Annotated in this window: 21 protein-coding genes; 8 read left to right on the top strand and 13 right to left on the bottom strand. The window is 67.1% G+C overall.

The features are described from left to right. Nucleotides 1-23 precede the first annotated feature (23 nt). From glcF to CXR42_RS12030, 3 genes are all read right to left on the bottom strand, one after another. The gene (gene glcF / locus CXR42_RS12040; protein WP_103257824.1) at nt 24-1307 is read right to left on the bottom strand and encodes a glycolate oxidase subunit GlcF; all 1284 of its coding nucleotides are present in this window, start codon (nt 1305-1307) and stop codon (nt 24-26) included. Next, nucleotides 1307-2389: an FAD-binding protein gene (locus CXR42_RS12035; RefSeq protein WP_103257823.1), complete on the bottom strand. Its 1083-nt coding sequence runs from the start codon at nt 2387-2389 to the stop codon at nt 1307-1309. Before CXR42_RS12035 ends, glcF begins: the two co-directional genes overlap by 1 nt. 65 nt (nt 2390-2454) lie before the next feature. Next, nucleotides 2455-3888, bottom strand: a complete 1434-nt coding sequence (locus tag CXR42_RS12030) for an FAD-linked oxidase C-terminal domain-containing protein (RefSeq protein ID WP_103257822.1) — start codon at nt 3886-3888, stop codon at nt 2455-2457. A gap of 116 nt (nt 3889-4004) precedes the next feature. On the opposite strand from CXR42_RS12030, the gene CXR42_RS12025 reads away from it, so the two are divergent. Beyond that, on the top strand, nt 4005-4694 hold the full coding sequence (locus CXR42_RS12025) for a DUF599 domain-containing protein (RefSeq protein ID WP_103257821.1): 690 nt from the start codon (nt 4005-4007) through the stop codon (nt 4692-4694). Here CXR42_RS12025 and CXR42_RS12020 read toward each other — a convergent pair. The 5 genes from CXR42_RS12020 to CXR42_RS12000 form a co-directional block, all read right to left on the bottom strand. Beyond that, nucleotides 4662-5912, bottom strand: coding sequence for a flavin monoamine oxidase family protein (locus tag CXR42_RS12020; RefSeq protein WP_103257820.1), 1251 nt, complete (start codon nt 5910-5912; stop codon nt 4662-4664). The two genes, CXR42_RS12025 and CXR42_RS12020, sit on opposite strands and share 33 nt — an antisense overlap. A gap of 159 nt (nt 5913-6071) precedes the next feature. Continuing rightward, nucleotides 6072-8141, bottom strand: coding sequence for a hypothetical protein (locus CXR42_RS12015; RefSeq protein ID WP_103257819.1), 2070 nt, complete (start codon nt 8139-8141; stop codon nt 6072-6074). Next, nucleotides 8138-10915 (bottom strand): DUF4159 domain-containing protein, encoded by a 2778-nt coding sequence (locus tag CXR42_RS12010; RefSeq protein ID WP_103257818.1) that lies wholly within the window; start codon nt 10913-10915, stop codon nt 8138-8140. The genes CXR42_RS12015 and CXR42_RS12010 overlap by 4 nt, the downstream gene beginning before the upstream one ends. Next, nucleotides 10916-11803, bottom strand: coding sequence for a DUF58 domain-containing protein (locus CXR42_RS12005; RefSeq protein ID WP_245875433.1), 888 nt, complete (start codon nt 11801-11803; stop codon nt 10916-10918). Next, the gene (locus tag CXR42_RS12000) at nt 11800-12804 is read right to left on the bottom strand and encodes an AAA family ATPase (protein WP_103257817.1); all 1005 of its coding nucleotides are present in this window, start codon (nt 12802-12804) and stop codon (nt 11800-11802) included. The genes CXR42_RS12005 and CXR42_RS12000 overlap by 4 nt, the downstream gene beginning before the upstream one ends. A gap of 231 nt (nt 12805-13035) precedes the next feature. Between CXR42_RS12000 and CXR42_RS11995 the strand changes: the two genes are divergently transcribed. The 3 genes from CXR42_RS11995 (at nt 13036) to CXR42_RS11985 (ending at nt 14747) form a co-directional block, all read left to right on the top strand. Beyond that, nucleotides 13036-13608, top strand: a complete 573-nt coding sequence (locus CXR42_RS11995; RefSeq protein ID WP_103257816.1) for a DUF1285 domain-containing protein — start codon at nt 13036-13038, stop codon at nt 13606-13608. 6 nt (nt 13609-13614) lie between these two features. Then, the gene (locus tag CXR42_RS11990) at nt 13615-14391 is read left to right on the top strand and encodes a hydroxypyruvate isomerase family protein (RefSeq protein ID WP_103257815.1); all 777 of its coding nucleotides are present in this window, start codon (nt 13615-13617) and stop codon (nt 14389-14391) included. A 170-nt stretch (nt 14392-14561) separates the two neighbouring features. Beyond that, a complete protein-coding gene (locus CXR42_RS11985; protein WP_103257814.1) occupies nt 14562-14747 on the top strand; it encodes a zinc-finger domain-containing protein in 186 nt (61 codons plus the stop codon). A 30-nt stretch (nt 14748-14777) separates the two neighbouring features. On the opposite strand, the gene CXR42_RS11980 is transcribed toward CXR42_RS11985, so the two are convergent. Continuing rightward, on the bottom strand, nt 14778-15596 hold the full coding sequence (locus tag CXR42_RS11980; protein ID WP_103257813.1) for a sulfotransferase family protein: 819 nt from the start codon (nt 15594-15596) through the stop codon (nt 14778-14780). Between the two features lie 147 nt (nt 15597-15743). Here CXR42_RS11980 and CXR42_RS11975 point away from each other — a divergent pair, with 147 nt between their 5' ends. The 3 genes from CXR42_RS11975 (at nt 15744) to CXR42_RS11965 (ending at nt 18230) form a co-directional block, all read left to right on the top strand. Continuing rightward, on the top strand, nt 15744-17321 hold the full coding sequence (locus CXR42_RS11975) for a DUF5928 domain-containing protein (protein WP_103257812.1): 1578 nt from the start codon (nt 15744-15746) through the stop codon (nt 17319-17321). Nucleotides 17322-17336: 15 nt separating this feature from the next. Next, entirely contained in the window at nt 17337-17705 is a 369-nt protein-coding gene (locus tag CXR42_RS11970) for an HIT domain-containing protein (protein WP_103257811.1), read from the top strand. Between the two features lie 69 nt (nt 17706-17774). Continuing rightward, entirely contained in the window at nt 17775-18230 is a 456-nt protein-coding gene (locus CXR42_RS11965; protein WP_103257810.1) for a DUF1203 domain-containing protein, read from the top strand. 130 nt (nt 18231-18360) lie between these two features. On the opposite strand, the gene CXR42_RS11960 is transcribed toward CXR42_RS11965, so the two are convergent. The 4 genes from CXR42_RS11960 to CXR42_RS11945 all read right to left on the bottom strand — a co-directional run bounded on the left by CXR42_RS11960 (nt 18361) and on the right by CXR42_RS11945 (nt 23467). Then, entirely contained in the window at nt 18361-18699 is a 339-nt protein-coding gene (locus CXR42_RS11960) for an MmcQ/YjbR family DNA-binding protein (RefSeq protein WP_103257809.1), read from the bottom strand. Nucleotides 18700-18716: 17 nt separating this feature from the next. Continuing rightward, entirely contained in the window at nt 18717-21548 is a 2832-nt protein-coding gene (gene polA / locus CXR42_RS11955) for a DNA polymerase I (protein ID WP_103257808.1), read from the bottom strand. Between the two features lie 111 nt (nt 21549-21659). Beyond that, nucleotides 21660-22103, bottom strand: a complete 444-nt coding sequence (locus tag CXR42_RS11950; protein WP_103257807.1) for a hypothetical protein — start codon at nt 22101-22103, stop codon at nt 21660-21662. A 134-nt stretch (nt 22104-22237) separates the two neighbouring features. Further along, entirely contained in the window at nt 22238-23467 is a 1230-nt protein-coding gene (locus CXR42_RS11945) for a urate hydroxylase PuuD (RefSeq protein ID WP_103257806.1), read from the bottom strand. 106 nt (nt 23468-23573) lie between these two features. On the opposite strand from CXR42_RS11945, the gene CXR42_RS11940 reads away from it, so the two are divergent. Then, nucleotides 23574-24494: a LysR family transcriptional regulator gene (locus tag CXR42_RS11940; RefSeq protein ID WP_103257805.1), complete on the top strand. Its 921-nt coding sequence runs from the start codon at nt 23574-23576 to the stop codon at nt 24492-24494. Nucleotides 24495-24507: the final 13 nt, after the last annotated feature.

The following is a 24507-nucleotide window of genomic DNA, read 5'->3' as shown; positions in this document are numbered from 1 at the left end:
TTGGCCCGTTCCGCAAGGGCGCGCTAGCCCAGCGCCTGCGGTTTCGGCCCGCCTGTGGCCCAATCCAGAAGTTCCACCGTATGCACCACCGGAATTCCGGTGCCCGACCCGATCTGCATCATGCAGCCGATATTTCCCGCCGCGATCACCTGGGGGGCCTTTGCCTCCAGCGTCTGCACCTTGCGACGTTTCAGTTCTGCGCTGATCTCGGGTTGCAGCAGGTTGTAGGTGCCGGCGCTGCCGCAGCACAGGTGGCTGTCGGCGGGCTCCACCACCTCGAACCCCGCGCGTTTCAGCAGATCCTTGGGCGCGGTCTTGATCTGCTGGCCGTGCTGCAAGCTGCAAGCGGCGTGATAGGCGACCCGCAGCCCCTTGGGCGCGCCCTGCGGCAGGCCCAGCGTGACCAGCACCTCGCTGATATCCTTGGCCAATCCCGCCACAGTCGCCGCATCCCCCGCCAACGGGTCGGTGCGGAACATGTGGCCATAGTCCTTCACCGTCGTCCCGCAGCCCGAGGTGTTGATGACGATTGCATCCAGGCCCCCGGCCTGCTTTTCGGCCATCCAGGCCCGGATATTGGCGGCGGCGCTGGCATGGGAGAGGTCCTCTTTCCCCATGTGATGCGTCAGCGCCCCGCAGCAGCCCTGGCCCTTGGCCACGACTACCTCGCAGCCCAGACGGCGCAGCAGGCGGATCGTGGCGTCATTGATGTCGGTGTTCAGCGCCTTCTGCGCGCAGCCGGTCATCAGCGCGACCCGCATCCGCCGCTGACCTTCGGCCGGAAAGACCTGGGGGTCGTCATTGCGGCTGACCGGCGGGATCGTCTTGGGCGCCATCTTCAGCATCGCCTGCACCCGCGCGTCGGGGATCAGCCAGGCGAAGGGCCGGCCGATCTTGGCCGCCAGCAGCGCCAGACGGAAGCGGCCGGGATAGGGGATCACCCGCGCCAGCACGGCGCGCAGCACCCGGTCCGTGAAGGGCCGCTTGTAGGTCTTTTCAATATGGGCGCGGGCATGGTCGACCAGATGCATGTAATGCACGCCACTGGGACAGGTGGTCATGCAGGCCAGGCAGGACAGACACCGGTCGATGTGCTTGACCGTCTTTTCATCCGCCGGCCGACCCGCCTCCAGCATGTCCTTGATCAGGTAGATCCGGCCCCTGGGGCTGTCCAACTCATCCCCCAGCACCTGATAGGTCGGGCAGGTCGCCGTGCAGAACCCGCAATGCACGCAGGAGCGCAGGATCTCGTTGGCGCGGGCGATGCCGGGATCGGCCAGTTGCTCTGGCGTGAACGTCGTCTGCATCAGCCCATCATCCCGCGATTGAGAATTCCCCTGGGGTCGAACTTCGCCTTAACCCCCGCGACCAGTGCCGCCACCTCGGGCGCCTCGGGCGGAAAGACCGGCCCGCCTTCGCCCCGCACCAACGTCGCGTGGCCACGGCCCGCGACTGCCGCCGCGACCTCGGCCCCGCGCCCGTGATCCAGAAGCAGCCAGATCAGCCCACCACCCCAGTCCCACAGCGCCTGACCCTCCAGCCCGGCGACGATCTCGGCCGCCACCGTGGGCAGCGTGGCGATGCGCCAGACCTCGCCGGGGCGGCCATGGAACGGCGCCACATCCCGCACCTCGCGCCAAAGCCGGGTTGAGGCTTCGGCCTCGACCACCGAAACCTCGCCGCCAACCCGCGCGGTCAACTCGCGCACGCGGTAGGCCACCGACCCCGCCATCCCCTCGACCCGGATCAGGCTGCGCCCCGAATGCCGCGCGGCACCCGACACATCGAAGGGCGACCCCAGCGCCACGCGCAGGGCGGCAAGCCCCGCTTCGTCGCCCAGGCCTTCGACGATGAGCGTTGCCTCGGCTTCGGGCTGGGCCTGCACCTTGAAGCTGACCTCGCTCAGCACGCCAAGCGCGCCCCGGCTGCCGGCCATCAGCTTCACCAGGTCATAGCCGGTGACGTTCTTCATCACGCGCCCGCCGTTCTTGACTACCGCGCCGGTCCCATCGACGAACCGCACGCCAAGCGCCGCGTCCCGGGCGGCCCCCACCTGCACCCGACGCGGACCCGAAGCGTTGGCCGCCAGCACACCCCCGATGGTCGACAGGCCCTCACGTCCCAGAAGGCCCCGCAGATCCGGCACCTCGAAGGCCAGCCGCTGGCGTTCGCTTGCCAGCACCTCTTCCACCTCAGCGACCGGCGTCCCCGCGCGCACCACCAGCGTCAGCGCGCCCGGCTCGTAAAGTTCCACCCCCGACAGGCCGCCGGTTTCCAGCACCTCGCCCACCGCATGGCCCAAGGTCCGCGTGCCCCCGCCGCGCACCAGAAGCGGCCCCGACGCCCCCGCCACGGCTTCCGCCAGTTCCGCTTCTGTCACAGGCCGCATCACGCTCTCATTTTCTGTCTGCAAGTATCCTGCGGGGGTCCGGGGGTGCAAAACCCCCGGCGCTTTCAACCCGCGCGCCGCTCGGCGCTGGTTGCCAGGGGAAACACTTTCGCCGGGTTCAAAAGCCATTTCGGGTCGAACACATCCTTCACCCGCATCTGCGCCTCCATATCGGCAGGAGCGAACTGCACCGCCATCAGATCGCGCTTCTCGATCCCGACGCCATGCTCACCGGTCAGGCATCCCCCCACCTCCACGCAAAGCTTCAGGATTTCCGCACCGAAGGCTTCGCATTTCTCAAGATCGCCGGGGGTGTTGGCGTTGAACAGGATCAACGGATGCATGTTGCCGTCGCCCGCGTGAAAGACGTTGCCGACGTCCAAGCCGAACTCCTGGCTCATCTCGCCGATCCGCTTCAGCACATGCGGCAGGCTGGAGACCGGGATCGTCCCGTCCAGGCACATGTAATCGTTGATCTGCCCCATCGCGCCGAAGGCCGACTTCCGCCCCAGCCAGATGCGCTTGGCCTGATCCTCGTCTGCCGCCTCGCGGAATTCCACCGGGTCGTGGGCCAGCGCGATGTCCTTGATCCGGCCAAGCTGTTCGGCAATCTCGGCCTCGGACCCCTCGACCTCGATGATCAGCAAGGCCTCGCAATCCGGGTAGCCGGCCTTGGCAAAAGCCTCGGTCGCGCGGATGCAGGGGCGGTCCATGAATTCGATCGCGACGGGCAGGATGCCGGCCTTGATGATGTCGCTGACGCAAGCCCCCGCGACCTCGTTCGAGTTGAAGCCGACCAGCACCGGCCGCGCGCCTTCGGGCTTTGGCAGGATGCGCAGCCAGGCCTCGGTCACAACGCCCAACTGCCCCTCGGACCCGCAGACCACGCCCAGAAGGTCCAGGCCCGACGGCTCGCCCCAAGGTCCGCCCAGCGTCACGATGGTCCCGTCCATTTGCACCAGCCGCACGCCCAGAAGGTTGTTCGTCGTCACGCCATACTTCAGGCAGTGCGCCCCGCCCGAGTTCATCGCGATGTTCCCGGCAATCGCGCAGGCCAGCTGGCTGGAGGGATCGGGCGCATAGAAGAACCCCTCCGCCTCGACCGCGCCGGTGACGCTCAGGTTGGTCCGCCCGGCCTCGACATGGACAAAGCGGTTGTCATAATCGGCCGCCAGCACCCGGTTCATCCGCGCCACACCCAGGATCACGCTGTCCGCCGTCGGCATCGCGCCCCCGGCCAGGCTGGTCCCCGAGCCGCGCGGGACCACCGGCACCCCCTCCTCCCAACAGACGCGCAGCACGGCCGCGACTTCATCCGTCGTGCGGGGCAGCACTGCGGCAAGCGGCGGGCAGCGGTAGGCGGTCAGCGCGTCGCATTCATAGACGCGCAATTCCTCAACCGCGTCGATCACCGCATCGGCGGGCAGGACGGCACGCAGGCGGGTCACGATGCGGGACTTGCGGGCAAGGACGCCCTGATCCGGCTTTGGCATCTGCATCGGCGGCCCCTCCTGCTGATTGGTAAGATAATATAACCAATTTCCCAAACCGCAAGCGAAAACCCCAAATGGACATTCCCCTTCCGCCGCCGCCGCCCGCGCTTTAACCTGCGGCCATGACACTTCCCATCGGTCCCCTCGCCCCGCTTGACGCCGCCGTCCTTGGCTATCTGGTCCTTGCCTGGCTTCTGGGCAGTTGGCTGATCGAGAACCCGCCAGCGCGCCGCCCTTCCGTCTCGCTGATCATGCAGGACTATCGGCGCGACTGGATGCGAACCTTTGTCACCCGGCAGCCGCGGATTTTCGATGCCACCCTGATCGACAGCCTGCGGCAGGGCACCGCTTTCTTTGCCAGCGCCTGCATGATCGCGATTGGCGGCGGGGTGGCCCTGATCGGCAATGCCGGCGCGGTGCAGCGTCTGGCCGAGGATTTGCCGCTGGCCGGCTCTGGCCCCGACATGGCGCTGCGGATGCTGCCGGTGATCGGTTTCCTGGCCAATGCGCTGCTGAAGTTCGTCTGGGCGCACCGGCTGTTCGGCTACTGCTCGATCCTGATGGCCGCCGTCCCGAATGATCCGCAGGACCCGCTGGCCTTTCACCGCGCCGGACAGGCAGCCGAGATCAACATCACCGCCGCGAAAAGCTTTAACCGGGGCCTGCGGTCGATCTATTTCGCGCTGGCCGCGCTGGGCTGGCTGCTGGGTCCCTGGGGCCTTGTCGCCGGCACGACGCTGGCCACCGCCGTCCTCTTGCGGCGCGAGTTTGCCAGCCACTCACGCCGCGTCATCCTGATGCGAGAGCCATAGCGCCACCTTGCCCGCCACCGCCTCGCCCGACAGCCGCGCCCCGCCGGCTGTCTGTTTCAACCCGCCTGCCAAAGCCTCGCCGGCGAACCAGATCCGCTCGCCCACCGGGCGCGACAGGATTTCGCGGGCATGGGCCTTGCCCGGCCGGGCGGCAGCGTAGGCACCGCGCACGTGACGCTCGGCCGACCAGTTGGTCATGGTGCCGCCGGTCACCGCGCGATGAACGTCCGAGCCGAAGATCTCCACCAACCGGTCGGTGACGAAATCCACCGCCGCATCGCGCCCTGCCGCCTCCATCTCCCAGGCGAAATCGCCACCGACAAAGCCGACCATCAGGTCGGTGTCGAAGGGGAAGGCAAGGAAATACAGATCGTGCCGTGCATGGCGTTCGATCAGCACGTCGTCAAAGGGTTGCAGTCCCAGCCGGGTTCCCTCGATCCTGACCGGGATCTTGGTCAGAAGGCCCATCGGCAGGTCGCAGATCGCCTCAAGGTGGTCGTCGGGCAGGTCGGGGGTAAAGGCGATATCCTCAAAGGCCAGAACGCCGGTCGATACGGTGACGATCACTGCCCGGGCACGGATTGTGCCCTTGTCGGTCTCGACCTGAACCCCCGGCCCGTCCCAGCGGATGCGGCGGACGGGCGTGGACAGCGTCACCGGCACATCCGCGCCCCAGTGGTGGATCAGGGCACCAAACCCCTCGCGGGTGAAATAGTTCGGGTCCAGGTCCGCCGCGCTGCGAAAGTCGGTCACGCTGATCTCGTCATCATCCGCGCCATAGTCCATCGGCCCGGCAAAAGTGGCGCTGGCGCGCAGGCCATGGCAGGCCTCGACCAGGGTGGACAGGCGGTCGCTCTCGCCCCTGTGCCGCTCGATGCACGCGGCCAGTTCCCCCGCGGCGCGGGCCTCGGCCGCCATCTCGGCCGCCGTAGCCTTGCGCTTGCCGAACCAAAGATGGTCCAGGCCCATGTCGTGATGCTGCAAGGTCCAGCCCGCCGCAACGGCCTCGGGGAAGAACGGATTTCGGTCGGCGGCGTGCAGCCAGGCGCAACCGATGTCGAAGGGCACGCCGAAGTCCGAGGTCGTCGTCAACGCCCGACCGCCGATCCGGTCCATCGCTTCCAGCACGGTCACCGTCACGCCCTGCGCCAGCAACCGCTTCGCCGCCGCCAACCCGGCGCAACCCGCGCCGACAACCACCACATCAACATCCGCCATGACCCAATCCCCCGCATTTCAAATGCCGGCAGCATGACGGTCAGGCCGATTCGCGCCAAGCATGGTGCTACGACGCCTGGCTTTCATCTTTGCTCAAATATCCCACTGGGGTCCGGGGGTGTGAAACCCCCGGTCCGAGGCCGGCCGCAGGCGCAGCCGTCAGGCCTTTGCGCCCTTGCGCCCCTCGACCAGCCAGGCGAGCAGGGCAAAGCCAGCCGCCAGCAGAAGCCATGCCCAGGGCGGCAGCAGGGCGACGACGTTCACATCGGTGGTCACATAGGCCTCGCGCGGGGTCACGCCGATCCAGCCACGGCCGATGGCGGGGCGGCCCTCGGCCACGCTGCGGATGTCGGGCAGCCCGTCCTCGATCCGCGTCACGCCGCCCAGCGTTCCCTCGGCCAGCGGCGCAAGCTCTGTGCTTGAGGCGATGGTCTCGATGAATTCGCGCGGCGCGGCGGGGCCGACGGCGATCACGCGCACCAGATCGCCCTGCTCCAGCCGGTAAAGGCCCAGCATTGGCGCTTGCCAGACGGTCTCATACTTGCCGGGGCTGGCCTGCGGCATGTCCAGCACGGTCTCTGCGCCGTCCGGTCCGGTGACCGTCACCGGCCCCGGTGCCTCTTCCAGCATCGAGCGGCGGGTGATCGTCATCGCCTCGCCCTGCACCGTGGCGGTCAGGGTCTCTTCCTCAAGCTCGGGCTCTTTCAGCATCCAGTGCGCCAGGCGGCGCAGCAGTTCCAGCTGCGGCCCGCCGCCCTCATACCCCCGGCCCCAAAGCCAGGCGTGGTCCGAAGCCAGCACGGCCACCCGCCCCTGATCGACCCGGTTCAGGACCAGAAGCGGCAAGTCGCGGGGGCCGGTCATCAGGATCTGGCCGTCCAGATACTCCACCTCGATCGCGCGGAACCAGCGGCCCCATCCCCCCTCGGGCGCGTCTTCTTCCAGCCCCTCGGTCACCGGATGGCGGCGGCCAAGGTCGGTCAACGCGGGGCGGAAGCCTTCCTCCACCACCTGTGCCGTGGGGGCGACTGGCAGGATCTCGGCCAGGGGCGAGCGGTAGAGGCTGTCCACCGCGCCATATTCGGGCCCCGCCGCGACCAGCACCGTGCCGCCATTGCGGACATAGTTCACCACGTTCTCGATGTAGGACATCGGCAGGATGCCCCGCATCCGGTAGCGGTCGAAGATGATCAGGTCGAATTCCTCGATCTTCTCGACGAACAGCTCCCGGGTAGGGAAGGCGATGAGGGACAGTTCATCCACCGGCACCCCGTCCTGTTTTTCCGGCGGGCGCAGGATGGTGAAATGGACCAGGTCCACGCTGGCGTCCGACTTCAGCAGGTTGCGCCAGACCCGTTCGCCGGCGTGCGGCTCACCGGACACCAGCAGGACGCGCAGCCGGTCGCGCACGCCGTTGACCTGGATCGCTGTGGCATTGTTGCGGTCGGTCAACTCGCCCTCAACCGGAGCCACGCTGAACTGCAGCACGTTCGCCCCGCCATGCGGCAAGGTCACCGGCAGTTCCAGGTCGGTGTTCAGGGGCACGGTATAGGTCGCCGGTTCCTCGGCATCGACGCTGATCGTCAGCGCGACCTCATTCCCCGCGCCTGGTGGGGGCGCGCCGATATCCTCGATCCGCAGGTCCAGGACGAATTCCTCGCCGATGATGGCAAAGGCGGGGGCGTTCTTGATGACCAGACGGCGGTCCCAATCCGCCTCACGGCCGGTCAGCAGCACTTGCAGCGGCGCGGGCAGGTTCGGCACAAGACCCAGGTCATGCGTGCGACCGTCGGTGATCACGATCGCCCCTGCCACCCGGGCGCGGGGTTCCTCGGCCAGCGCCTCGGCCAGCGCGGTCAGGGCCAGAGTGCCGGCATCCTCTTCCCCGTCGCCCAGCCGGTGGATGCGCAGTTCGGTGTTCGGCAGCGCCGCGACCTCGGCCTCTACCGCCGCCACCGCCGCCTCGGTCTGCGCCTGCCGGTCGCCCAAGGCCTGGCTGGAGCTTTCGTCGACCACCAGCACCACGATATCCGACAGGCCGGCGCGGTCCTCTTCCTGCAAGGCGGGGTTGACCAGCGCCGCCAGAAGCGCGGCAAAGCCCAGCGCCCGGATCCACCAACCCGACAGGCCCCGCCACAGTGCCAGCGCAACCAGCGCGACGGCCACGGCGGCAAGCGCCCCGATCACCCACCAGCCGACCAGCGGCGCATAGACCAGCGAAGCGCTCATTGCCCCAGCCTTTCCAGCAAAGCGGGCACATGGACCTGGTCGGATTTGTAGTTGCCGGTCAGCACATACATCATCAGGTTGATCCCGAAGCGATAGGCGATCTCGCGCTGTTGTTCGCCGGCAAAGCCCCGGCCCACCGGCAAAAGCGGCACCCCGATGTCATCCACCGCCCAGGCGGCAGCCCAGTCGTTGCCGCCGATCACGACCGGGGTCACCCCATCGTTCAGGTTGCGGAAGGGCATCCCCTCGGGCGCCTCATCCTCGGCCAAGGGCGCGGCCTCGACCCAGATCGGGCCGCGCGGGTGGCGGCCGGGAAAGTCCTGCAGAAGGTAGAAGGTCCGGGTCAGCACATGGTCGGGCGGCATCTGTTCCAGAGGCGGCACGTCCAGGCCCGCGGCGATCCGTTGCAAGGCCTGGCCCTCGGGCGTGGCGCCGCCGAAACTGGCGACATCCGCGTCGCGGGTATCGAACAGGATCATCCCCCCGGTGCGCAGGTATTCGTTCAGCTTTTCATAGGCCGCGGCCGAGGGGGTCGGCTGATCCGCCGTGATCGGCCAGTACAGGAAGGGGAAGAACGCCAACTCGTCGCGTTCAATATCCACGCCGATCGGCAGTTGCGGCTCGACCGAGGTGCGCTGCCACAGCTTGTCGCCAAGGCCCAACAGGCCGGCGGCTGCGATCTCGTCGATCTCGGCGTTGCCGGTCAGGACATGCGCCATCACCACCGCCGTCGTCGCCTCCAGCGCCAGCGCGTCGTCGGGCAGCGACGTGTCCTGCGCCCGTGCGCCCTGTGGGGCCAGGGGCACCAGCGCCACAGCCAGAACCGCCACCCCGCGCCGCAGGCCCGATAGCCGCCCCGCGACCCACAGCGCCGCCAGCACGTCCAGCAAGAGAAGCCCCAGCGCCCCCGTCAGGAAGGCCCCCTTCAACGCCTGCGCCTCGCGCCCCTCCAGCCCCTCGACCGGGACCGAGGGGGGCCAGGCGGCCGGCAGAAGCGTCGTCTCGGGCCCCATCACGTTCAGCGCCACGCGCCGTTCCTCTCCGGCATAAAGGCCGGGCGGCAGGGCCTGCGTCGGACCGGCGGCGATGGCCACGGCCAGCGCCTCGCCCTCGACTCCGCCCATCTCGCCGGCGTCCTGGGTCTGACCATAGGCATCAAGCAGGTCCTGCGGCACCCAGGTCTGACCCGCCAGATCCGCCGCCTCGGGCAGCACGGGACGGGTCGACACCGCCAGCCGCTCCAGCATTTGCACGAAAAGGCCCGACAGCGGCAGCGAGGACCACTCGGCGTTCGCCGTCACATGCACCAGCACAACCTGGCCGTCCCCCAGCCCCTTGCGCGTGACCAGAGGCGTGCCGTCATCCAGTGCCGCAATGGTGCGCTCGGCCAGTTGCGGGTCGGGCTGGGCCAGCACCTGCGCCCGCACCACCACGTCACCGGGCGCGACAAGGCCATAGAAGGGCGAACCCTCGGCAAACGGCGCCAGCGCCTTCGGTTCCCCCCAGCTCATCGCGCCGCCGACCGTGCGGCCACCTTCGCGCAGGCGCACCGGCAGCAGCGGGTCCTCCTCGAACCGGCTGACATCGCTGGCGGCCAGACGCGGCCCGGCGAAGCGCAACAGAAGCCCCCCCTCCTCGACCCATTCCACCAGGGCGTCGGATTCGGTCTGGGTCAGCCGGGCCACATCGGCCAGGATCACCACGTCGGGATTCGCCAGGATCACGTCGGACAGACTGCCCTCGATCAGTTCCGCCACCGGCTCCAGCGCCTGGCGCAGATAGTGCAGCGGCGAGAGGAGCTGCAGCCCCTCCTGGTCCGGTCCCGCGCCGATCAGCGCGATCTTGCGGCGCTTCAGGCTGTCGTCGGCCAGACTGACCGCCCCGGCCGTGCGCGCGGCCTCCATTTCGAAGCGGGTGATGCGGTTACGCAGTTCGGGCGGCAGGTCCAGTTCCGCCTCGGCGCGCGCCTCGCCAGCCGGGAAGGCCAGCGTGACCCGCGCCAGTTCGCGCTCGATGCCCGACGGGTCGGGTCCACGCGCGATCACTTCAACCTCCACCGCATCGGCGACCGGCATCCGGCTGGCTGCGACCACGACGGCACCTTCTTCGAACCTTGCCGGATGCAGGGCCAGCACCGGGCGCGGGCTTTCGATCACCCGTACCGTGCCCCGGTCCTGCAATTCGTCCAGCAGCACATCGCGGCCCGGATGGTCCAGCCCGTCCGACAGCCAGACCGTTTCGAACCGCCCCTCGGGCAGGACCCCGGCCCAATCGGCCAGCGCCGGTGCCCAGGCCTGCGGTTGCAGCCCGGCGACCCGGCCGGCCCAGGCCTCGGCGGTCTGGAACTGTACCGCCTCGGGCGCATCGCTCAGCCGCAACAACGCCATCGGCCGCCCCTGAGCGCCAGCTTCCGCGACCAGCGCCTCGGCCTTTTCCACACGGCGGGGCCAATCGCGCGCATCGGCCCATGACCCATCGACCAGGATCAGCATCGGACCCGAGCCGGCGACACGTTCGTCGGGGTTCAGGATCGGGCCGGCAAACGCGATGATCGCCGCCGCCACCGCCAGCATCCGCAACAAAAGCAGCCACCATGGCGTCTTGTCGGTCTCGGCCTCGTCATCCTTCAGGCCCAGCAGCAGCGCCACGCCGGGAAACCGCCGCCGGATCGGCGCGGGCGGCACGGCACGCAGCAGGAACCACAGGATCGGCAGCGCGATCAGGCCCAGCAGCAGCCAGGGAACCGCGAACCCGACAGGGCCAAGCATGAACATCTACCGCCCCCCCTGCAGCGCGGCATAGGCCCAAAGCAGCGCCGATTGCGCCGGGTGGCCGGTGTGATGCGTGGTGAAATGCCAGCCGACGGCGCGGGCAAGGGCCGCCAGCCGGTCCTTGCGTTCCGCCAGCCGCGCCAGGTAGCGGGCCCGCAACTCTCCGGCCTGTTGCGTCTCGTGCCGCAAGCCGCCGCCCATCGATTCAAAGATCGTGCGGCCGTCGAAGGGAAACTCTTCCTCGGCCGGGTCAAGGATCTGGATCAGGATACCCTTGACCCCCCGGTCCGCCGCCCGCGCCAACCCCGCCTCGACCGCCGTCACGTCGCCCAGGAAATCCGACAGAAACACCGCGCGGCCATGGCTGACCATGCCTTCGGTTTCAGGCGCGCCATAATCGTCGGCCGTCTCCTCACCCGCCAGACGCGCGGCAAGGCGCAGAAGCTGCGTCCGCCCCGCGCGCGGATGGGCCAGCCCGGCCAGCCCGACCCGTTCCCCCCCGCGCAACAGCAGGACGGCCAGTGCCAACGCCAACAGCTTGGCCCGGTCCGCCTTCGGCGCCCGCCCCTTGTCCCCGGTAAAGGACATCGAGCGCGACGGATCGACCCACAGCGTCACCGACTGCGCCGCCTGCCATTCGCGTTCGCGCACGAAATGCGCATCCGACCGCGCGCTGCGGCGCCAATCGATCATCCGCGCCGAATCGCCCTGGTGCGCCGGCCGGTATTGCCAGAACTCATCCCCCAGCCCCGCGCGCCGCCGCCCGTGTTCGCCCATCATCACGGTCGCGGCCAGCATCTCGGCCTCGGCCAGCAGGGGCGGCAGGGACTGGCCCAGCGCCTCTGCGCGTGAGCGCAGATCGCCGTTCGGTGCCTGGGGGGCTACGCTCACGCCGCCGCCTCAAGCCGCAGAGTGCGGGCGGTGACGCGCGCGATGATGCCCGCCAGCGTCTCGCCCCGCGCGCGCGCGGCAAAGGACAGGGCCATCCGGTGAACCAGCACCGCCTGCGCCAGTTCTGCCACGTCCGAGATCGACGGCGCCAGCCGCCCGTCCAGCAGCGCCCGCGCCCGCACCGTCAGCATCAACGCCTGCGCCGCGCGCGGCCCCGGCCCCCAGGACAGGCTGTCGGCCAGATCGCGGCCCTCCGGCTCTCCCGGACGGCAGGCGCGGACAAGGTCAAGGATCGCCTCGACCACCTGCTCGCCGACCGGCATCCGGCGGATCACGCCCTGCGCCTTGATCAGTTCCTCGGCGGTAAAGACCTGATGCGCCTCGGCCTCTTCGGCCCCGGTGGTGGCGATCAGGATATCCCGTTCGGTCTGGCGGGTCGGATATTCGACGTCCACCTGCACCAGGAAGCGGTCAAGCTGCGCCTCGGGCAGGGGATAGGTGCCTTCCTGCTCGATCGGGTTTTGGGTGGCAAGGACATGAAACGGCTTGCCCAGGGGCCGATGCTGGCCGGCGATGGTCACCTCTTTCTCCTGCATCGCCTGCAGAAGCGCCGACTGCGTCCGGGGCGAGGCGCGGTTGATCTCGTCCGCCATCAGGAGTTGGCAGAAGATCGGCCCTTCGACAAAGCGGAAGGCACGGCCACCGTCGCCGCTGGTCTCCAGCACTTCGGACCCCAGGATATCCGCCGGCATCAGGTCGGGCGTGAACTGGATGCGGTTGGCCTTCAGGCCCATCACCGTGCCCAAAGTGTCGACCAGCCGCGTCTTGCCCAGGCCCGGCAGGCCGACCAGCAGTGCATGGCCGCCGCAAAGCATGCTGGCCAGGACCAGGTCGACGACCTTTTCCTGCCCGATGAACCGGCGGTTGATCGAGGTCTTGGCCTGGCCAAGCACCGCGCCCAGCGCCTCGATTTCCGCCACAAGCGCCTTGGTGTCGGCCATGCCTCATGCTCCCTTCAGGGTGGTACCCGGTCAGTAAAGCGAAGTATCCCGCCGGGCACAAATGGCAAAAGGCGACTTGACACAAATGATCGTGAGAGCGGCGTCAACCGGGCCCAAAAGCCTTCGAAGGCTTTTGCAAATCTTTTCGAAAAGATTTGCCCGCCCAGCCGCGGCGGAACCTCCCGGCAGACACCCCGTTGCACCTGCACCCAACGCGATTAGATTGCGCCCATGACGACACCGAACGCCGATACGCTTGCCGCAGCCGCCAAGGCCGCCGGACAGAAGGGCCCGCCCCCGGTCCATCTGTGGAACCCGCCCTTCTGCGGCGACATCGACATGCGTATCGCCCGGGACGGAACCTGGTTCTACCTGGGCACCCCCATCGGCCGCGCGCCGCTGGTCAAGCTCTTCTCATCGATCCTGAAGCGCGAAGGGGACGACTACTTCCTTGTCACTCCGGTCGAGAAGGTGGGGATCAAGGTGGACGACGCCCCGCTTCTGGCCACCGACTTCGACATTCAGGGCGCGGGCCGCGACCAGGTCCTGACCTTCACCACGAAAACCGAGGACACCGCGACCCTTGGCCCGGACCATCCCCTGCGCGTCGAACGTGACCCAAAGACGGGTGAGCCCTCGCCTTATATCCTGATCCGCAGCAATCTCTGGGCACTGATCGACCGGAAATCCTTCTACCGGCTGGTTGATCTGGGTTGCCATGAGGCGCGTGACGGGCATAAGTGGTTCGGGCTTTGGTCCTCGGGGCAGTTCTTCCCGGTCATCCCTTCGTCGGAATTGCCCTGAACAGACATGCCCCGTTTTGCCGCCAACCTGACGTACCTCTTCACCGAAGTCCCGATGCTCGACCGCCCCGACTGGGCGGCGCGCTGCGGATTCGACGGGGTCGAGGTGCTGTTCCCCTATGACCAGCCGATGGCCGAGTGGGAACGCGCACTGAACGGGGCGCCCCTGGCGCTGATCAACACGCCACCCGGCGACTGGGCCAGCGGCGACCGGGGCTTTGCCGCCGTGCCGGGGATGGAGTTGCGCTTTCGCGACAGCTTTCTGCGGGCGGCGGACTATGCCACGCGGCTGCAGGCGGGGCGAGTGCATGTGATGGCGGGCGTCGCCAAGGGCCCGCAGGCCGAACTGTGCTACACCGAAAACCTGGCCTGGGCCCTGGCCGAGGCGCCCGCCCTGACCCTGTCGATCGAGCCTTTGAACCCCGACGACATGCCCGGCTACTTCCTGAACGACTACGACCAGGCCGCCCGCATCCTGGACGACATCGCCAATCCGCGGGTCGGCATCCAGTTCGACCTGTGGCACGCGGCGCGGCTGCACGGCGATGCGGGGGCCGTCTGGGACGAGCATCGCCACCGGATCAACCACGTCCAGATCGCCGGTTTCCCGGCCCGGACCGAACCCGGCGGCGGGGGCTTCTCGCTGCCCGACCTGTGCGATGCCATCGACGCCCATTGCCCCGAGGTCTGGATTTCGGGCGAATACCGGCCGGCCAAGGGCACCGCGCAGGGTCTGGGCTGGCTGACCGCGCTGAAATCGCGCGGGGCGCTGATCGGCGGATAGGGGTGCGGGCTTGCCCCCCATCGAGGGGGGACGCGCCCATTGCCATGGACAGCCGCGGCCGATCGCGGGGCTTTCACCGCAGGCTTTCCGCAGCGGGGCGTTGCGACGCTCTTGTGCCCGGGGGCCATGGGCCGCTAAAAGCGGGCTGCGTACCAGACAGGATCACCACCATGACCAACGACGCCCCGGAAACCCAGATCGTCACCACCTGGAAAGTGGCCTGCGATGGCGGCGAGGGTGCGCTTGGCCATCCCCGCGTCTGGCTGACGATCCCGGCCGATATCGGCTGGGTCGAATGCGGCTACTGCGACAAGCGCTATGTCATCGATCGCGAGCATGCGCACGACGACCACTGACGGGGCGACCACTGGCCCTGCCGGGCGGCCTTAGTCGCCCAGCTTGGCGTGCACCTCGTCCAGGTCCACCGGGCCTATCGGCATCTTGTTGGCGGGATTGTCGAAGTCATAGCGGAACAGCTGGAAGTCCCGCTTGTAGATCTCCCACATCAGATGCATCGAGAGGTCGTCGAAATAGGCCTCGACCGGATGGGCGCGCTTGGGCCCGTGACCTTCGCTTTCGTTGAAGCGCGGGATGGTTTTCAGGTCCACCGCATGCTTCGTCTGGATATTGTCCAGCACCACCTGCATCCCCGGATTGAAATCCTCGGTGAAGAAGATGTGGTCATAGCGCCCACCATTGACGATGAAGGTCGAGACATGGCCCGCCATCGCCGACCAGTGGATGTCCGGCTCCATCGGCTTTTTCCAGCGGATGGTGTCGCGCACGAACAGCAGGAAGCGCCGGAAGCTGGCGATCTGGTCGAACTCTTGCTTGCCATCGTCGCCGCCGACCTCGATCCCGTATTTCTGGATCAGAAGCGGCACCAGGTTGCCGCGATAGCGTTTGCCGTTGCGCTGGATGCCGCAGATCTTGTCGAAGAACGACGACAGCACCCGGGTATAGGGGTTGCGCACGCAGGTGAAAGCATAGGCCTGGTGGCCGCGCACCACGCGCTCGATCTTCTGCTGGCTGCCATCCAGCGCCCATTTGTGCAGGCCCTTCGTGGCGTCATGAATGTCGCCATCGAAGAACTGCCCATGGTCCGAGAAGTACATGATCTGCCCGATGGTCGAGCAGGCGCATTTCGGCACCACCCGGTAGACGACGCTTTCGCTTTCGGTCATCCAGGTTCCGGGAAAACCCATGCCAAACTCCCTTCCAAGGACAATCTGCACAAATGCAACAGCTGCACGAACATTGCGGCAATCAAGCAGACAACTTCGGGCTTTTCAAGGAAGCTTGCCCCGGTTTAGGGAAGCGCCGATGACACCCCCTGCCCCAACCAAAGCCGCATGACGCAGATCGCCTTCATCCTGCTGTGCCACAAGGACCCCGAGGGCATCATCGCCCAGGCCTTGCGGCTGACCGCGACGGGTGACTGCATCGCCATCCACTTCGACGCCCGCGCAAATCCCGCCGATCATGCCCGTATCCGTGCGGCCCTGGGCGACAACCCGCGCGTCGCCTTCGCCCGCCGCCGCGTGAAATGCGGCTGGGGCGAATGGAGCCTGGTCGCCGCCACGCTGGAAGCCGTCCGCGCGGCCGAGGCCGCCTTCCCCGCCGCCACGCATTTCTACATGCTTTCGGGCGACTGCATGCCGATCAAGTCGGCGGAATACGCGCATCACTGGCTGGAGGCCGAGGATGTCGATTACATCGAAAGCTTCGACTTCTTCACCTCGGACTGGATCAAGACCGGGATCAAGGAAGAGCGGCTGCATTACCGGCACTGGTTCAACGAACGCCAACGCAAGCGGCTGTTCTATGCCTCGATGAACCTGCAAAAGCGGCTGGGCCTGCAGCGCAAGGTGCCCGAGGACCTGAAGATCCGCATCGGCAGCCAGTGGTGGTGCCTGCGCCGCCGCACGATCGAGGCGGTGCTGGAGTTCATCGACCGCCGCCGCGACGTGATGCGCTTCTTCCGCACCACCTGGATCCCGGACGAGACCTTCTTCCAGACCATCGTCGCCCATCTGGTGCCGCCGCAGCAGGTCCGCTCGCGCACGCTGACCTTCCTGATGTTCACCGACTACGGGATGCCGGTCACGTTCTACGACGACCATCACGACCTTCTGCTCAGCCAGGATTTCCTGTTCGCCCGCAAGATCAGCCCGGACGCCAGGGAATTGCGCGAAAAGCTGGGCGCGCTTTATGCCGAAACGGGCCGCCGCTTCGACACCACCGGGGACGGCAAGCGGCAGTTCGAATTCCTGACCGCCCGCGGCCGCATCGGCCGCCGCTTCGCGCCCCGGTTCTGGGAGACCGAGACCACGCTGGGCGCCTCGCGCACGTTGATGCTGGTGACCTGCAAGAAATGGCACGTCGCCAAGCGCCTGGTGGAACGGGTGCGGCAGGCCACCAACCTGCCGGCGGTCGATTATCTCTTCAACGAGGAATCGACCCCCCTGCCCGACCTGGGCGGGATTCAGACCCGGCTGGAAAAGCGGATGCGCCACCGTCGCGCGTTGGTGCGGATGCTGTTCGACTATTGGGGGACCGACCGGCTGATCCTGTGCCTGGACCCTTCGGCAACCGACCTGATCCAGGATTTCTACAACGACCGTGCCAAGGTGCGGCTGCTGGAAATCGACTGCGCCTTCAGCGACGACTATCTGATCGGCCATGCCCGCCGCGTGGGACTGGCCAGCCCTAATACCTCGGCCGCCGCGATGGAGCGGCTGTTGCCGACGATCCGCTATGACGTGCGCTTTGAAAGCGACCGGCTGCGCGACATGAACCTCTCTGGCCACCACCGGATCCGGCAATCCGCCGGGCCCGAGGAAAACGCCTTACCCCTTGCCGCGTTTCTGGATATCCCGGTCGCACAGGCACGCGAGATTGCGGCCACCGACTATCTGTTCGTCGATTGAAGAAAGGGCTTTGCCATGGGCTGGACCTATGACCCCACCAACATTTTCGCCCGCATCCTGCGTGGCGAGATTCCGAACAAGACGGTGATGGAAACGCCGCACACGCTGGTGTTCCATGACATCCGCCCGCAGGCCCCGGTGCATGTGCTGGTGATCCCCAAGGGCGCCTATGTCAGCCTGGACCATTTCTCGGCCGAGGCGTCCGAGGCCGAGATCGCCGATTTCCACCGCACCGTCGCCAAGACCTGCGCGATCCTGGGCCTGACCGGCGAGGGTTTCCGCGCCATCGCCAACACCGGCGAGAACGGCCATCAGGAAGTGCCGCATTACCACCTGCACATCCTGGGCGGGCGGGCGATGGGGCGGATGGTCGACCCCGGCTGAACCCGCAAGCTTCGGGTCGCCCAGGCTGTGGCGGCCCGGCATCCTGTCCGTGCAAACAGGAGGGATGCGATGCGATTTCAACCGATACCAACCGATGTTGTGCGGGCCTATCAGGCCGGGGGGCCGGACGCAAACGGCCAGACGCCCGAGCGACGAGTTTCGGACGGTGGGGGCAATCCCTGCCGGCACTGTCTGAAGCTGATCCCGGAAGGTGCCGGGATGCTGGTCCTGGCCCACCGCCCCTTCCCCGCCCCGCAGCCCTATGCCGAGATCGGGCCGATTTTCCTTTGCGCCGACCCTTGCGCGGCGGGGGGAGGCGCGGCGCTGCCCGAAGTGCTGGCCGCACCGGACTATATCGTCCGGGGCTATGGGGCGGACGACAGGATTGTCTATGGCACCGGCGGCGTGACCGCGACAGAGCGCATAGCCGCGCGGGCGGATGAGCTGTTGGCAGACCAGCGGGTGGCCTATGTCCATGTGCGCTCGGCCCGGAACAACTGCTTCCAATGCCGGATCGACCGCTAGGTCGGGACGTGTTTCAAATTGAGCGGCTTGCGCCGCATGGCTTTTCTCTCGGCTCCGCGCGAAGGGCGCGGAGCCGAGGCTGATGGGGGCGCTGCCCCAAACCCCCGGGATACTTGGGGACAGAAAATGATCAGATTGGTGGGTTCGCTGCGTCCCAGGCTTTCAGCCAGCGTTTTGGGGCAGCGTCGCGCCATTGCTGGATCAGCCGGGCGCGGGCCCAGCCTTCATCAATCCGCCCGGCGCGGACCAGGACCAGATTGTGCGGGGCATAGTGCGGGTGAAGCGCAAAGGTCTCGGGATCGGCGGCCAGCAGCATCTCGCGTTCCTCGCGGGAGGCCTTGAAGACGGCGGCATCGGCATAGGGCGACCACCAGCACCACATCTTGCCGTGCGCTTTCAGGCATTCGTTGCCCCAGGGATGGTCGATGGTGATTTCCGGCAGGCCCAGTGACTGGGCGAATGCCTTCATCTCGGGCCAGTCCCGGATCAATGCGCCGCTGCCCAGGTCTGGCCCTGGCCCGCCTCGACCGCCAGATGCACGTTCAGCGCGACGGCGGGATGGCCGGCGGTCTCCATCACCTCTTTCGCGATCGGGATCAGGCGGGGGGCGTCGGCCTCGCTTACCTCGAACAGAAGTTCGTCGTGGACCTGCAGGAGCATCCGCGCCTCCAGCCCGGCGATGGCCCGGGGCATCCGGATCATCGCCCGGCGGATCACGTCCGCCGCAGTGCCCTGGATCGGCGCGTTGATTGCCGCGCGCTTGGCGAACCCGGCCCCCGGCCCCTTGGCGTTGATCTCGGGCGTGTTGATTTTCCGACCGAACAGGGTCTGAACAAAGCCGTTTGCCTGGGCAAATTTGACAGTATCGGACATGTAGGTCCGGATTCCCGGAAACCGCTCGAAATAGCGGTCGATGAAGCCCTGCGCCTCGGCCCGTGGGATGCGCAGGTTTCGCGCCAGGCCAAAGCCCGAGATGCCGTAGATCACGCCGAAGTTGATCGCCTTGGCCTTGCGCCGAATGTCGCTGGTCATCTGGTCCAGGGGCACGTTGAACATCTCGGACGCGGTCAGGGCGTGGATGTCGATGCCTTCCTCGAAGGCGCGGCGCAGTTCCGGGATTTCGGCGATATGCGCCAGGATGCGCAGTTCGATCTGGCTGTAGTCAAGGCTGACCAGCACCCGGCCTTCGGGGGCCACGAAGGCCTCGCGGATGCGGCGGCCTTCCTCGGTGCGGACGGGGATGTTCTGCAGGTTCGGGTCGGTCGAGGCAAGGCGGCCGGTGTTCGCCCCGGCGATGGAATAGCAAGTGTGGACCCGGCCGGTCTCGGGGTTGATCGCCTCTTGCAGGGCGTCGGTATAGGTAGATTTCAGCTTGGCGATCTGGCGCCAGTCCAGCACCCGGGCGGCGAGTTGCGCGCCCTGGGGGTGGCTGTCCTCCAGCGTGGTGATATCCTCCAGCACGTCGGCGCCGGTGCCATAGGCCCCGGTCTTGCCCTTCTCGCCGCCGGGCACCTGCATCCGGTCAAAGAGGATCTCGCCCAGCTGTTTGGGCGAGCCGACGTTGAACTTTTCGCCGGCGATGGACTGGATCTCTTCCTCCAGCTGCACCAGCTTTTGCGCAAAGACATTGGACATGCCGCGCAGGACCTCGCGGTCGACCTTGATCCCGGCCATCTCCATTTCCGCCAGGACCGGGACCAGCGGGCGCTCCAGCGTCTCATAGACCGTCGTCACGCGGGCGCGGTGCAGCTGCGGCTTGAACTTCTGCCACAGGCGCAGGGTCACGTCGGCATCCTCGGCCGCGTATTTCACGGCGTCGTCGATGGCGACCTTGTCGAAGGTGATCTGCGCCTTGCCGCTGCCCAGAAGCGACTTGATCGGGATGCACTGGTGGCCCAGGTAGCGGTCCGCAAGTTCGTCCATCCCGTGGCCGTTCAGGCCGGCCTGCATGGCATAGCTCATCAGCATCGTGTCGTCGAAAGGCGTGATGCGGATGCCAAGGCGGGCGAAGATCTTCCAGTCGTATTTCATGTTCTGGCCGATCTTCAGGACCGCCGGGTCCTCCAGCACCGGTTTCAGCGTGGCCAGGACCTGGTCCAGCGGCAGCTGGTCCGGGGCCAGCGCCGTGGCACCGAAGAGATCACCGCCGCCCGTGGTATGGCCGACCGGGATATAGGCCGCCTGCCCCGCATCGACGGCCAGCGAGATGCCGACCAGCTCTGCCCGCATCTCGTCCAGGCTGGTGGTCTCGGTATCCACCGCGACATGGCCGACCTCGCGGATACGCTGGGTCCAGCGGGTCAGCGTCTCCAGGTCGCGGATGCAGACATAGCCGGCGTGGTCGAAGGGCAGCTGCTCCTCGTTCGACTTCGTCTCCTCGTCGCGGGGGGCGACCTGGAGTTGCGACACCTCGGGCAGCGCGGGCGGCGCGATGCCCAGCTTGTCGGCCACCCGCTTGGTCAGGGTGCGGAATTCCATCTTCGTGAGGAATTCCATGATCTTGTCGGGTTCCGGCAGCCGGATCTCCAGGTCTTCCAGCGTCGCGTCGACCGGGGTGTCGTCCTGCAGCGTAACCAGCTCGCGGCTGATACGGATGCGGTCGGCGTTCTCGATGAGGGCCTCGCGCCGCTTGGGCTGCTTGATCTCGCCCGCGCGGGCCAGAAGCGTATCCAGGTCGCCGTATTCCTGGATCAGAAGCGCGGCGGTCTTGAGGCCGATCCCCGGCGCGCCCGGCACGTTGTCCACGCTGTCGCCGGCCAGAGACTGCACGTCGATCACCCGGTTCGGGGGCACACCGAACTTTTCCATCACCTCGTCGGGGCCGATGGTGCGGGTCTTCATCGGGTCGAACATGTCGATCCCCGGCCCGACCAGCTGCATCAGGTCCTTGTCGGACGAGATGATGGTGCAGCTTCCCCCCGCCGCCACCGCACGGCGGGCCAGCGTGGCGATGATGTCGTCGGCCTCGAACCCCTCGGTCTCCAGGCAGGCGACGTTGAAGGCGCGTGTCGCCTCACGCGTCAGGGGGAACTGCGGGCGCAGGTCCTCGGGCGGTTCGGGCCGGTTGGCCTTGTAGTCAGAGTAGATCGCATTGCGGAAGGTGGTCGAGGAATGGTCGAACACCACCGCCAGATGGGTAGCGGCCTTGGCGCCATTGGCGCGCGACATCTCATTCCACAGGATGTTGCAGAACCCCGCGACCGCACCCACCGGCATCCCGTCGGACTTGCGCGTCAGGGGCGGCAGCGCGTGATAGGCGCGGAAGATATAGGCCGAGCCGTCGATCAGATGCAGGTGGTGGCCCTTGCCGAATGTCATGGTCCGCGACCCCTTCTTCTTGGCTGGGGCCAGTATTGCCACGAAGCCGGTCAGGGTGCCACCCTTTGGCGGCAGGGCGGGGCCTGGAATGGCCCCGCCCGCTGATCGGGATTACAGACCCTGGATCGCTTCGCAAACCGGACGCATCCGGGTGTCGTCATAGACAAAGCCCAGGTCTTCCGACGTGGTCGAGCCCGAATCCGTGGTCACGGCAGCCGACCCCTCGGCGTCGGCTTCAACGGCATCCGCGCCTTTCGACGGCTCCATCTCCGAGGCCGCGTTCATCAGCGTTTCGCAACGGGTGCGCAGCGCGGTCTGGTCCTCGGGGCTCAGCGTCGACCACTGCGCCGTGATTTCGGTCGGCGTCCGCAGGGTGGTCATCTCGGTGTCGCTGTAAAAGACCGTGCCGACGCGGGTCGACAGGCCGGTATCCACCTCGGCGTTGACGCCGACATCGGCAGCCACGCCAACATCGGCAGTGCCTTCGGTGGTCGCGGTCTGGGCAAAAGCCGGAGCGGCAAGGGCCAGGGCAAGAAGGGGAGCATAAAGTTTCATTGTCAGTCTCCAGGTTGGTGGCACCGGGGACGACACGCTTGCGCGGTTCATCCCAGGCTCGGGGCCCTCAACCAAAAGGCGGTGACCTTGTTCCCGCTGCCGCGACGGCACGCGCAGGATCGTGCCGGAACCGGTCAGATCGGGTCGCTGATCCCCGCCGCGCGGAACCAGCGCACGATGGCGGCGCGTTCTTCGGGTTCCATGTAGCTCAGGTTGCCGGGGGGCATCGCATGGCTGATCCCGGACTGCAGGTAGATGCGCCGTGCCTCTTGCGCGATCTGTGCCTCGGTCTCCAGCACCACGCCCTTCGGCGCCCAGTGGACGCCCTCCCAGCCCGGTTCCGCGGCGTGGCACATACTGCAACGGCCCTGGACGATGCCGACGACGTCCTCGAAACCCTCGGCCGAAGCATAGGTCAGCGCCGCGCCGTTCATCGCCTGATCCTCGACCGCCCGCATCGGCGAGGTAGAAAGCCAGGCGATGATCAGGAACAGGATCACCGTCACGCCCCAGGTCCAGTGCGGGTTGCCCTTGCGGGCGTGGCTGGTGTTGAACCAGTGCCGGATCGTCACGCCCATCAGGAAGACAAGGCTGGCGATCACCCAGTTCCACTCGGTCGCAAAGACCAGCGGGTAATGGTTCGACAGCATCAGGAATACGACCGGGAGTGTCAGATAGTTGTTATGGGTGGACCGCTGCTTGGCGATCTTGCCGTATTTCGGGTCCGGCTTCCGCCCCGCCTTCAGGTCGGCCACCACGATCCGCTGGTTCGGCATGATGATGAAGAACACGTTGCCGGACATGATGCTGGCGGTGAAGGCCCCCAGATGCAGCAGGGCTGCCCGTCCGCTGAAGACCTGGGTGTAGAACCAGGCCATGCCCACCAGCACCACGAACAGCGCCACCATCAGCACCGTCTGGTTGGCGTTCACAAAGACCTTGCACAGCGTATTATAAGCCACCCAGCCGAAGGCCAGCGAGGCAAGCGAGATCGCCACGGCCTGCCAGGTCGACAACTCCATCACCGTGGGGTCAATCAGGTAAAGCTCGGCCCCCAGGTAATAGACCAGGACCAGCATGGCAAAGCCCGACAGCCAGGTCGCATAGCTTTCCCATTTGAACCAGACCAGGTGATCCGGCATCGAGGCCGGGGCGACCAGATACTTCTGGATATGGTAGAACCCGCCGCCGTGGACCTGCCATTCCTCACCATCGGCCCCGCTGGCCAGGTTGCGATCCCGGTGCAGGCCCAGGTCCAGCGCGATGAAATAGAAACTTGACCCGATCCAGGCGATGGCCGTGATCACGTGCAGCCAGCGTGCCGCGATCTCGACCCATTCCCACAGAACCACCCAGTCGTACATCGTGACCCCTCCCGGCTTTGTCGAAACGCTATCGCGCGTGGCACCTTTCTGTTAATCCATAGAAAGCCCGCATCACTTTCAAGTCGCGCCGAAGAATGGCCCCCAGATGTCCTATGTAAACAATATCCGCATGTTCGTCCGCGTCTATGAATTGGGCAGCATGTCCGCTGCCGCCCGCGATCAGCGCACCTCGCCCGCCGTCGCCTCGGCCCGCATATCAGAGTTGGAAAAGCACCTCGGCGTGCGCCTCTTCAGCCGCACCACCCGCAGCCTGCAGGCGACCGAGAACGGCCGCATCTTCTATGACGGCGCCCGCCGGATTCTTGAGGCGATCGACGACGCCGAGGCCGCGGTGATGGACGTGACGCAGAACCCGCGCGGCACGATCTTCGTCGCGGCCCCATTGGGGATCGGGCGCCGGCTGATTGCGCCAAAGGTGCCGGCCTTCAAGCAACTTTACCCCCAGATCGACGTCCGCCTGCGCCTGTCGGACCGCGGCATCGACGTGGTGGCCGAAGGCATCGACGTGTCCTTCCACCTTGGCCTGCTGGAGGATTCCACGCTCAAGGTCCGCACCATCGCCGACTGCCCGCGCCTCCTTTGCGCCTCGCCCGCCTATGTGGCGCGGCGCGGGATGCCGCAGGACGGCACCGCCCTGGTCCGCGACAGGCACGATTGCCTGAACCTGCGCTTTCCCGGCGCGAAAGAGTTCCAGTGGACGCTCCTCACCGCCGAAGGCCCCCGCCGGTTCGAGATCACCGGTCCCTTCGAAAGCGATGACGGCGACGTTCTGACAGGCTGGGCGCTGGATGGCCACGGCATCGTCCTGAAACCGCTGTTCGAGGTGGCAGAGCATCTGCGAGAGGGTCGCCTGGTCCCGGTCGCAACCGCCACCCCGCCGCTGCCGGTGCAGTTGTCCGCGCTCAGCCAGCACCGGCGTTTGAAGGACCCCAAGATCCAGCTTTTCACCGAATTCGTGGCCACCCAGATCCGCGAGGACCTGCGCCGGATGACCGCGCTGGCGTAGGGTGGGCGATTCG

The organism is Tabrizicola aquatica (genome assembly GCF_002900975.1).
Taxonomy (GTDB): domain Bacteria; phylum Pseudomonadota; class Alphaproteobacteria; order Rhodobacterales; family Rhodobacteraceae; genus Tabrizicola; species Tabrizicola aquatica.
This window is presented reverse-complemented; position numbering and strand designations above follow the sequence as displayed.

What these genes read in the sequence shown, in the direction of transcription:
- glcF (WP_103257824.1), bottom strand. Translation starts at nt 1,307, where the DNA reads ATGCAGACGACGTTCACGCCAGAGCAACTGGCCGATCCCGGCATCGCC.
- CXR42_RS12035 (WP_103257823.1), bottom strand. Translation starts at nt 2,389, where the DNA reads ATGCGGCCTGTGACAGAAGCGGAACTGGCGGAAGCCGTGGCGGGGGCG.
- CXR42_RS12030 (WP_103257822.1), bottom strand. Translation starts at nt 3,888, where the DNA reads ATGCAGATGCCAAAGCCGGATCAGGGCGTCCTTGCCCGCAAGTCCCGC.
- CXR42_RS12025 (WP_103257821.1), top strand. Translation starts at nt 4,005, where the DNA reads ATGACACTTCCCATCGGTCCCCTCGCCCCGCTTGACGCCGCCGTCCTT.
- CXR42_RS12020 (WP_103257820.1), bottom strand. Translation starts at nt 5,912, where the DNA reads ATGGCGGATGTTGATGTGGTGGTTGTCGGCGCGGGTTGCGCCGGGTTG.
- CXR42_RS12015 (WP_103257819.1), bottom strand. Translation starts at nt 8,141, where the DNA reads ATGAGCGCTTCGCTGGTCTATGCGCCGCTGGTCGGCTGGTGGGTGATC.
- CXR42_RS12010 (WP_103257818.1), bottom strand. Translation starts at nt 10,915, where the DNA reads ATGTTCATGCTTGGCCCTGTCGGGTTCGCGGTTCCCTGGCTGCTGCTG.
- CXR42_RS12000 (WP_103257817.1), bottom strand. Translation starts at nt 12,804, where the DNA reads ATGGCCGACACCAAGGCGCTTGTGGCGGAAATCGAGGCGCTGGGCGCG.
- CXR42_RS11995 (WP_103257816.1), top strand. Translation starts at nt 13,036, where the DNA reads ATGACGACACCGAACGCCGATACGCTTGCCGCAGCCGCCAAGGCCGCC.
- CXR42_RS11990 (WP_103257815.1), top strand. Translation starts at nt 13,615, where the DNA reads ATGCCCCGTTTTGCCGCCAACCTGACGTACCTCTTCACCGAAGTCCCG.
- CXR42_RS11985 (WP_103257814.1), top strand. Translation starts at nt 14,562, where the DNA reads ATGACCAACGACGCCCCGGAAACCCAGATCGTCACCACCTGGAAAGTG.
- CXR42_RS11980 (WP_103257813.1), bottom strand. Translation starts at nt 15,596, where the DNA reads ATGGGTTTTCCCGGAACCTGGATGACCGAAAGCGAAAGCGTCGTCTAC.
- CXR42_RS11975 (WP_103257812.1), top strand. Translation starts at nt 15,744, where the DNA reads ATGACGCAGATCGCCTTCATCCTGCTGTGCCACAAGGACCCCGAGGGC.
- CXR42_RS11970 (WP_103257811.1), top strand. Translation starts at nt 17,337, where the DNA reads ATGGGCTGGACCTATGACCCCACCAACATTTTCGCCCGCATCCTGCGT.
- CXR42_RS11965 (WP_103257810.1), top strand. Translation starts at nt 17,775, where the DNA reads ATGCGATTTCAACCGATACCAACCGATGTTGTGCGGGCCTATCAGGCC.
- CXR42_RS11960 (WP_103257809.1), bottom strand. Translation starts at nt 18,699, where the DNA reads ATGAAGGCATTCGCCCAGTCACTGGGCCTGCCGGAAATCACCATCGAC.
- polA (WP_103257808.1), bottom strand. Translation starts at nt 21,548, where the DNA reads ATGACATTCGGCAAGGGCCACCACCTGCATCTGATCGACGGCTCGGCC.
- CXR42_RS11950 (WP_103257807.1), bottom strand. Translation starts at nt 22,103, where the DNA reads ATGAAACTTTATGCTCCCCTTCTTGCCCTGGCCCTTGCCGCTCCGGCT.
- CXR42_RS11945 (WP_103257806.1), bottom strand. Translation starts at nt 23,467, where the DNA reads ATGTACGACTGGGTGGTTCTGTGGGAATGGGTCGAGATCGCGGCACGC.
- CXR42_RS11940 (WP_103257805.1), top strand. Translation starts at nt 23,574, where the DNA reads ATGTCCTATGTAAACAATATCCGCATGTTCGTCCGCGTCTATGAATTG.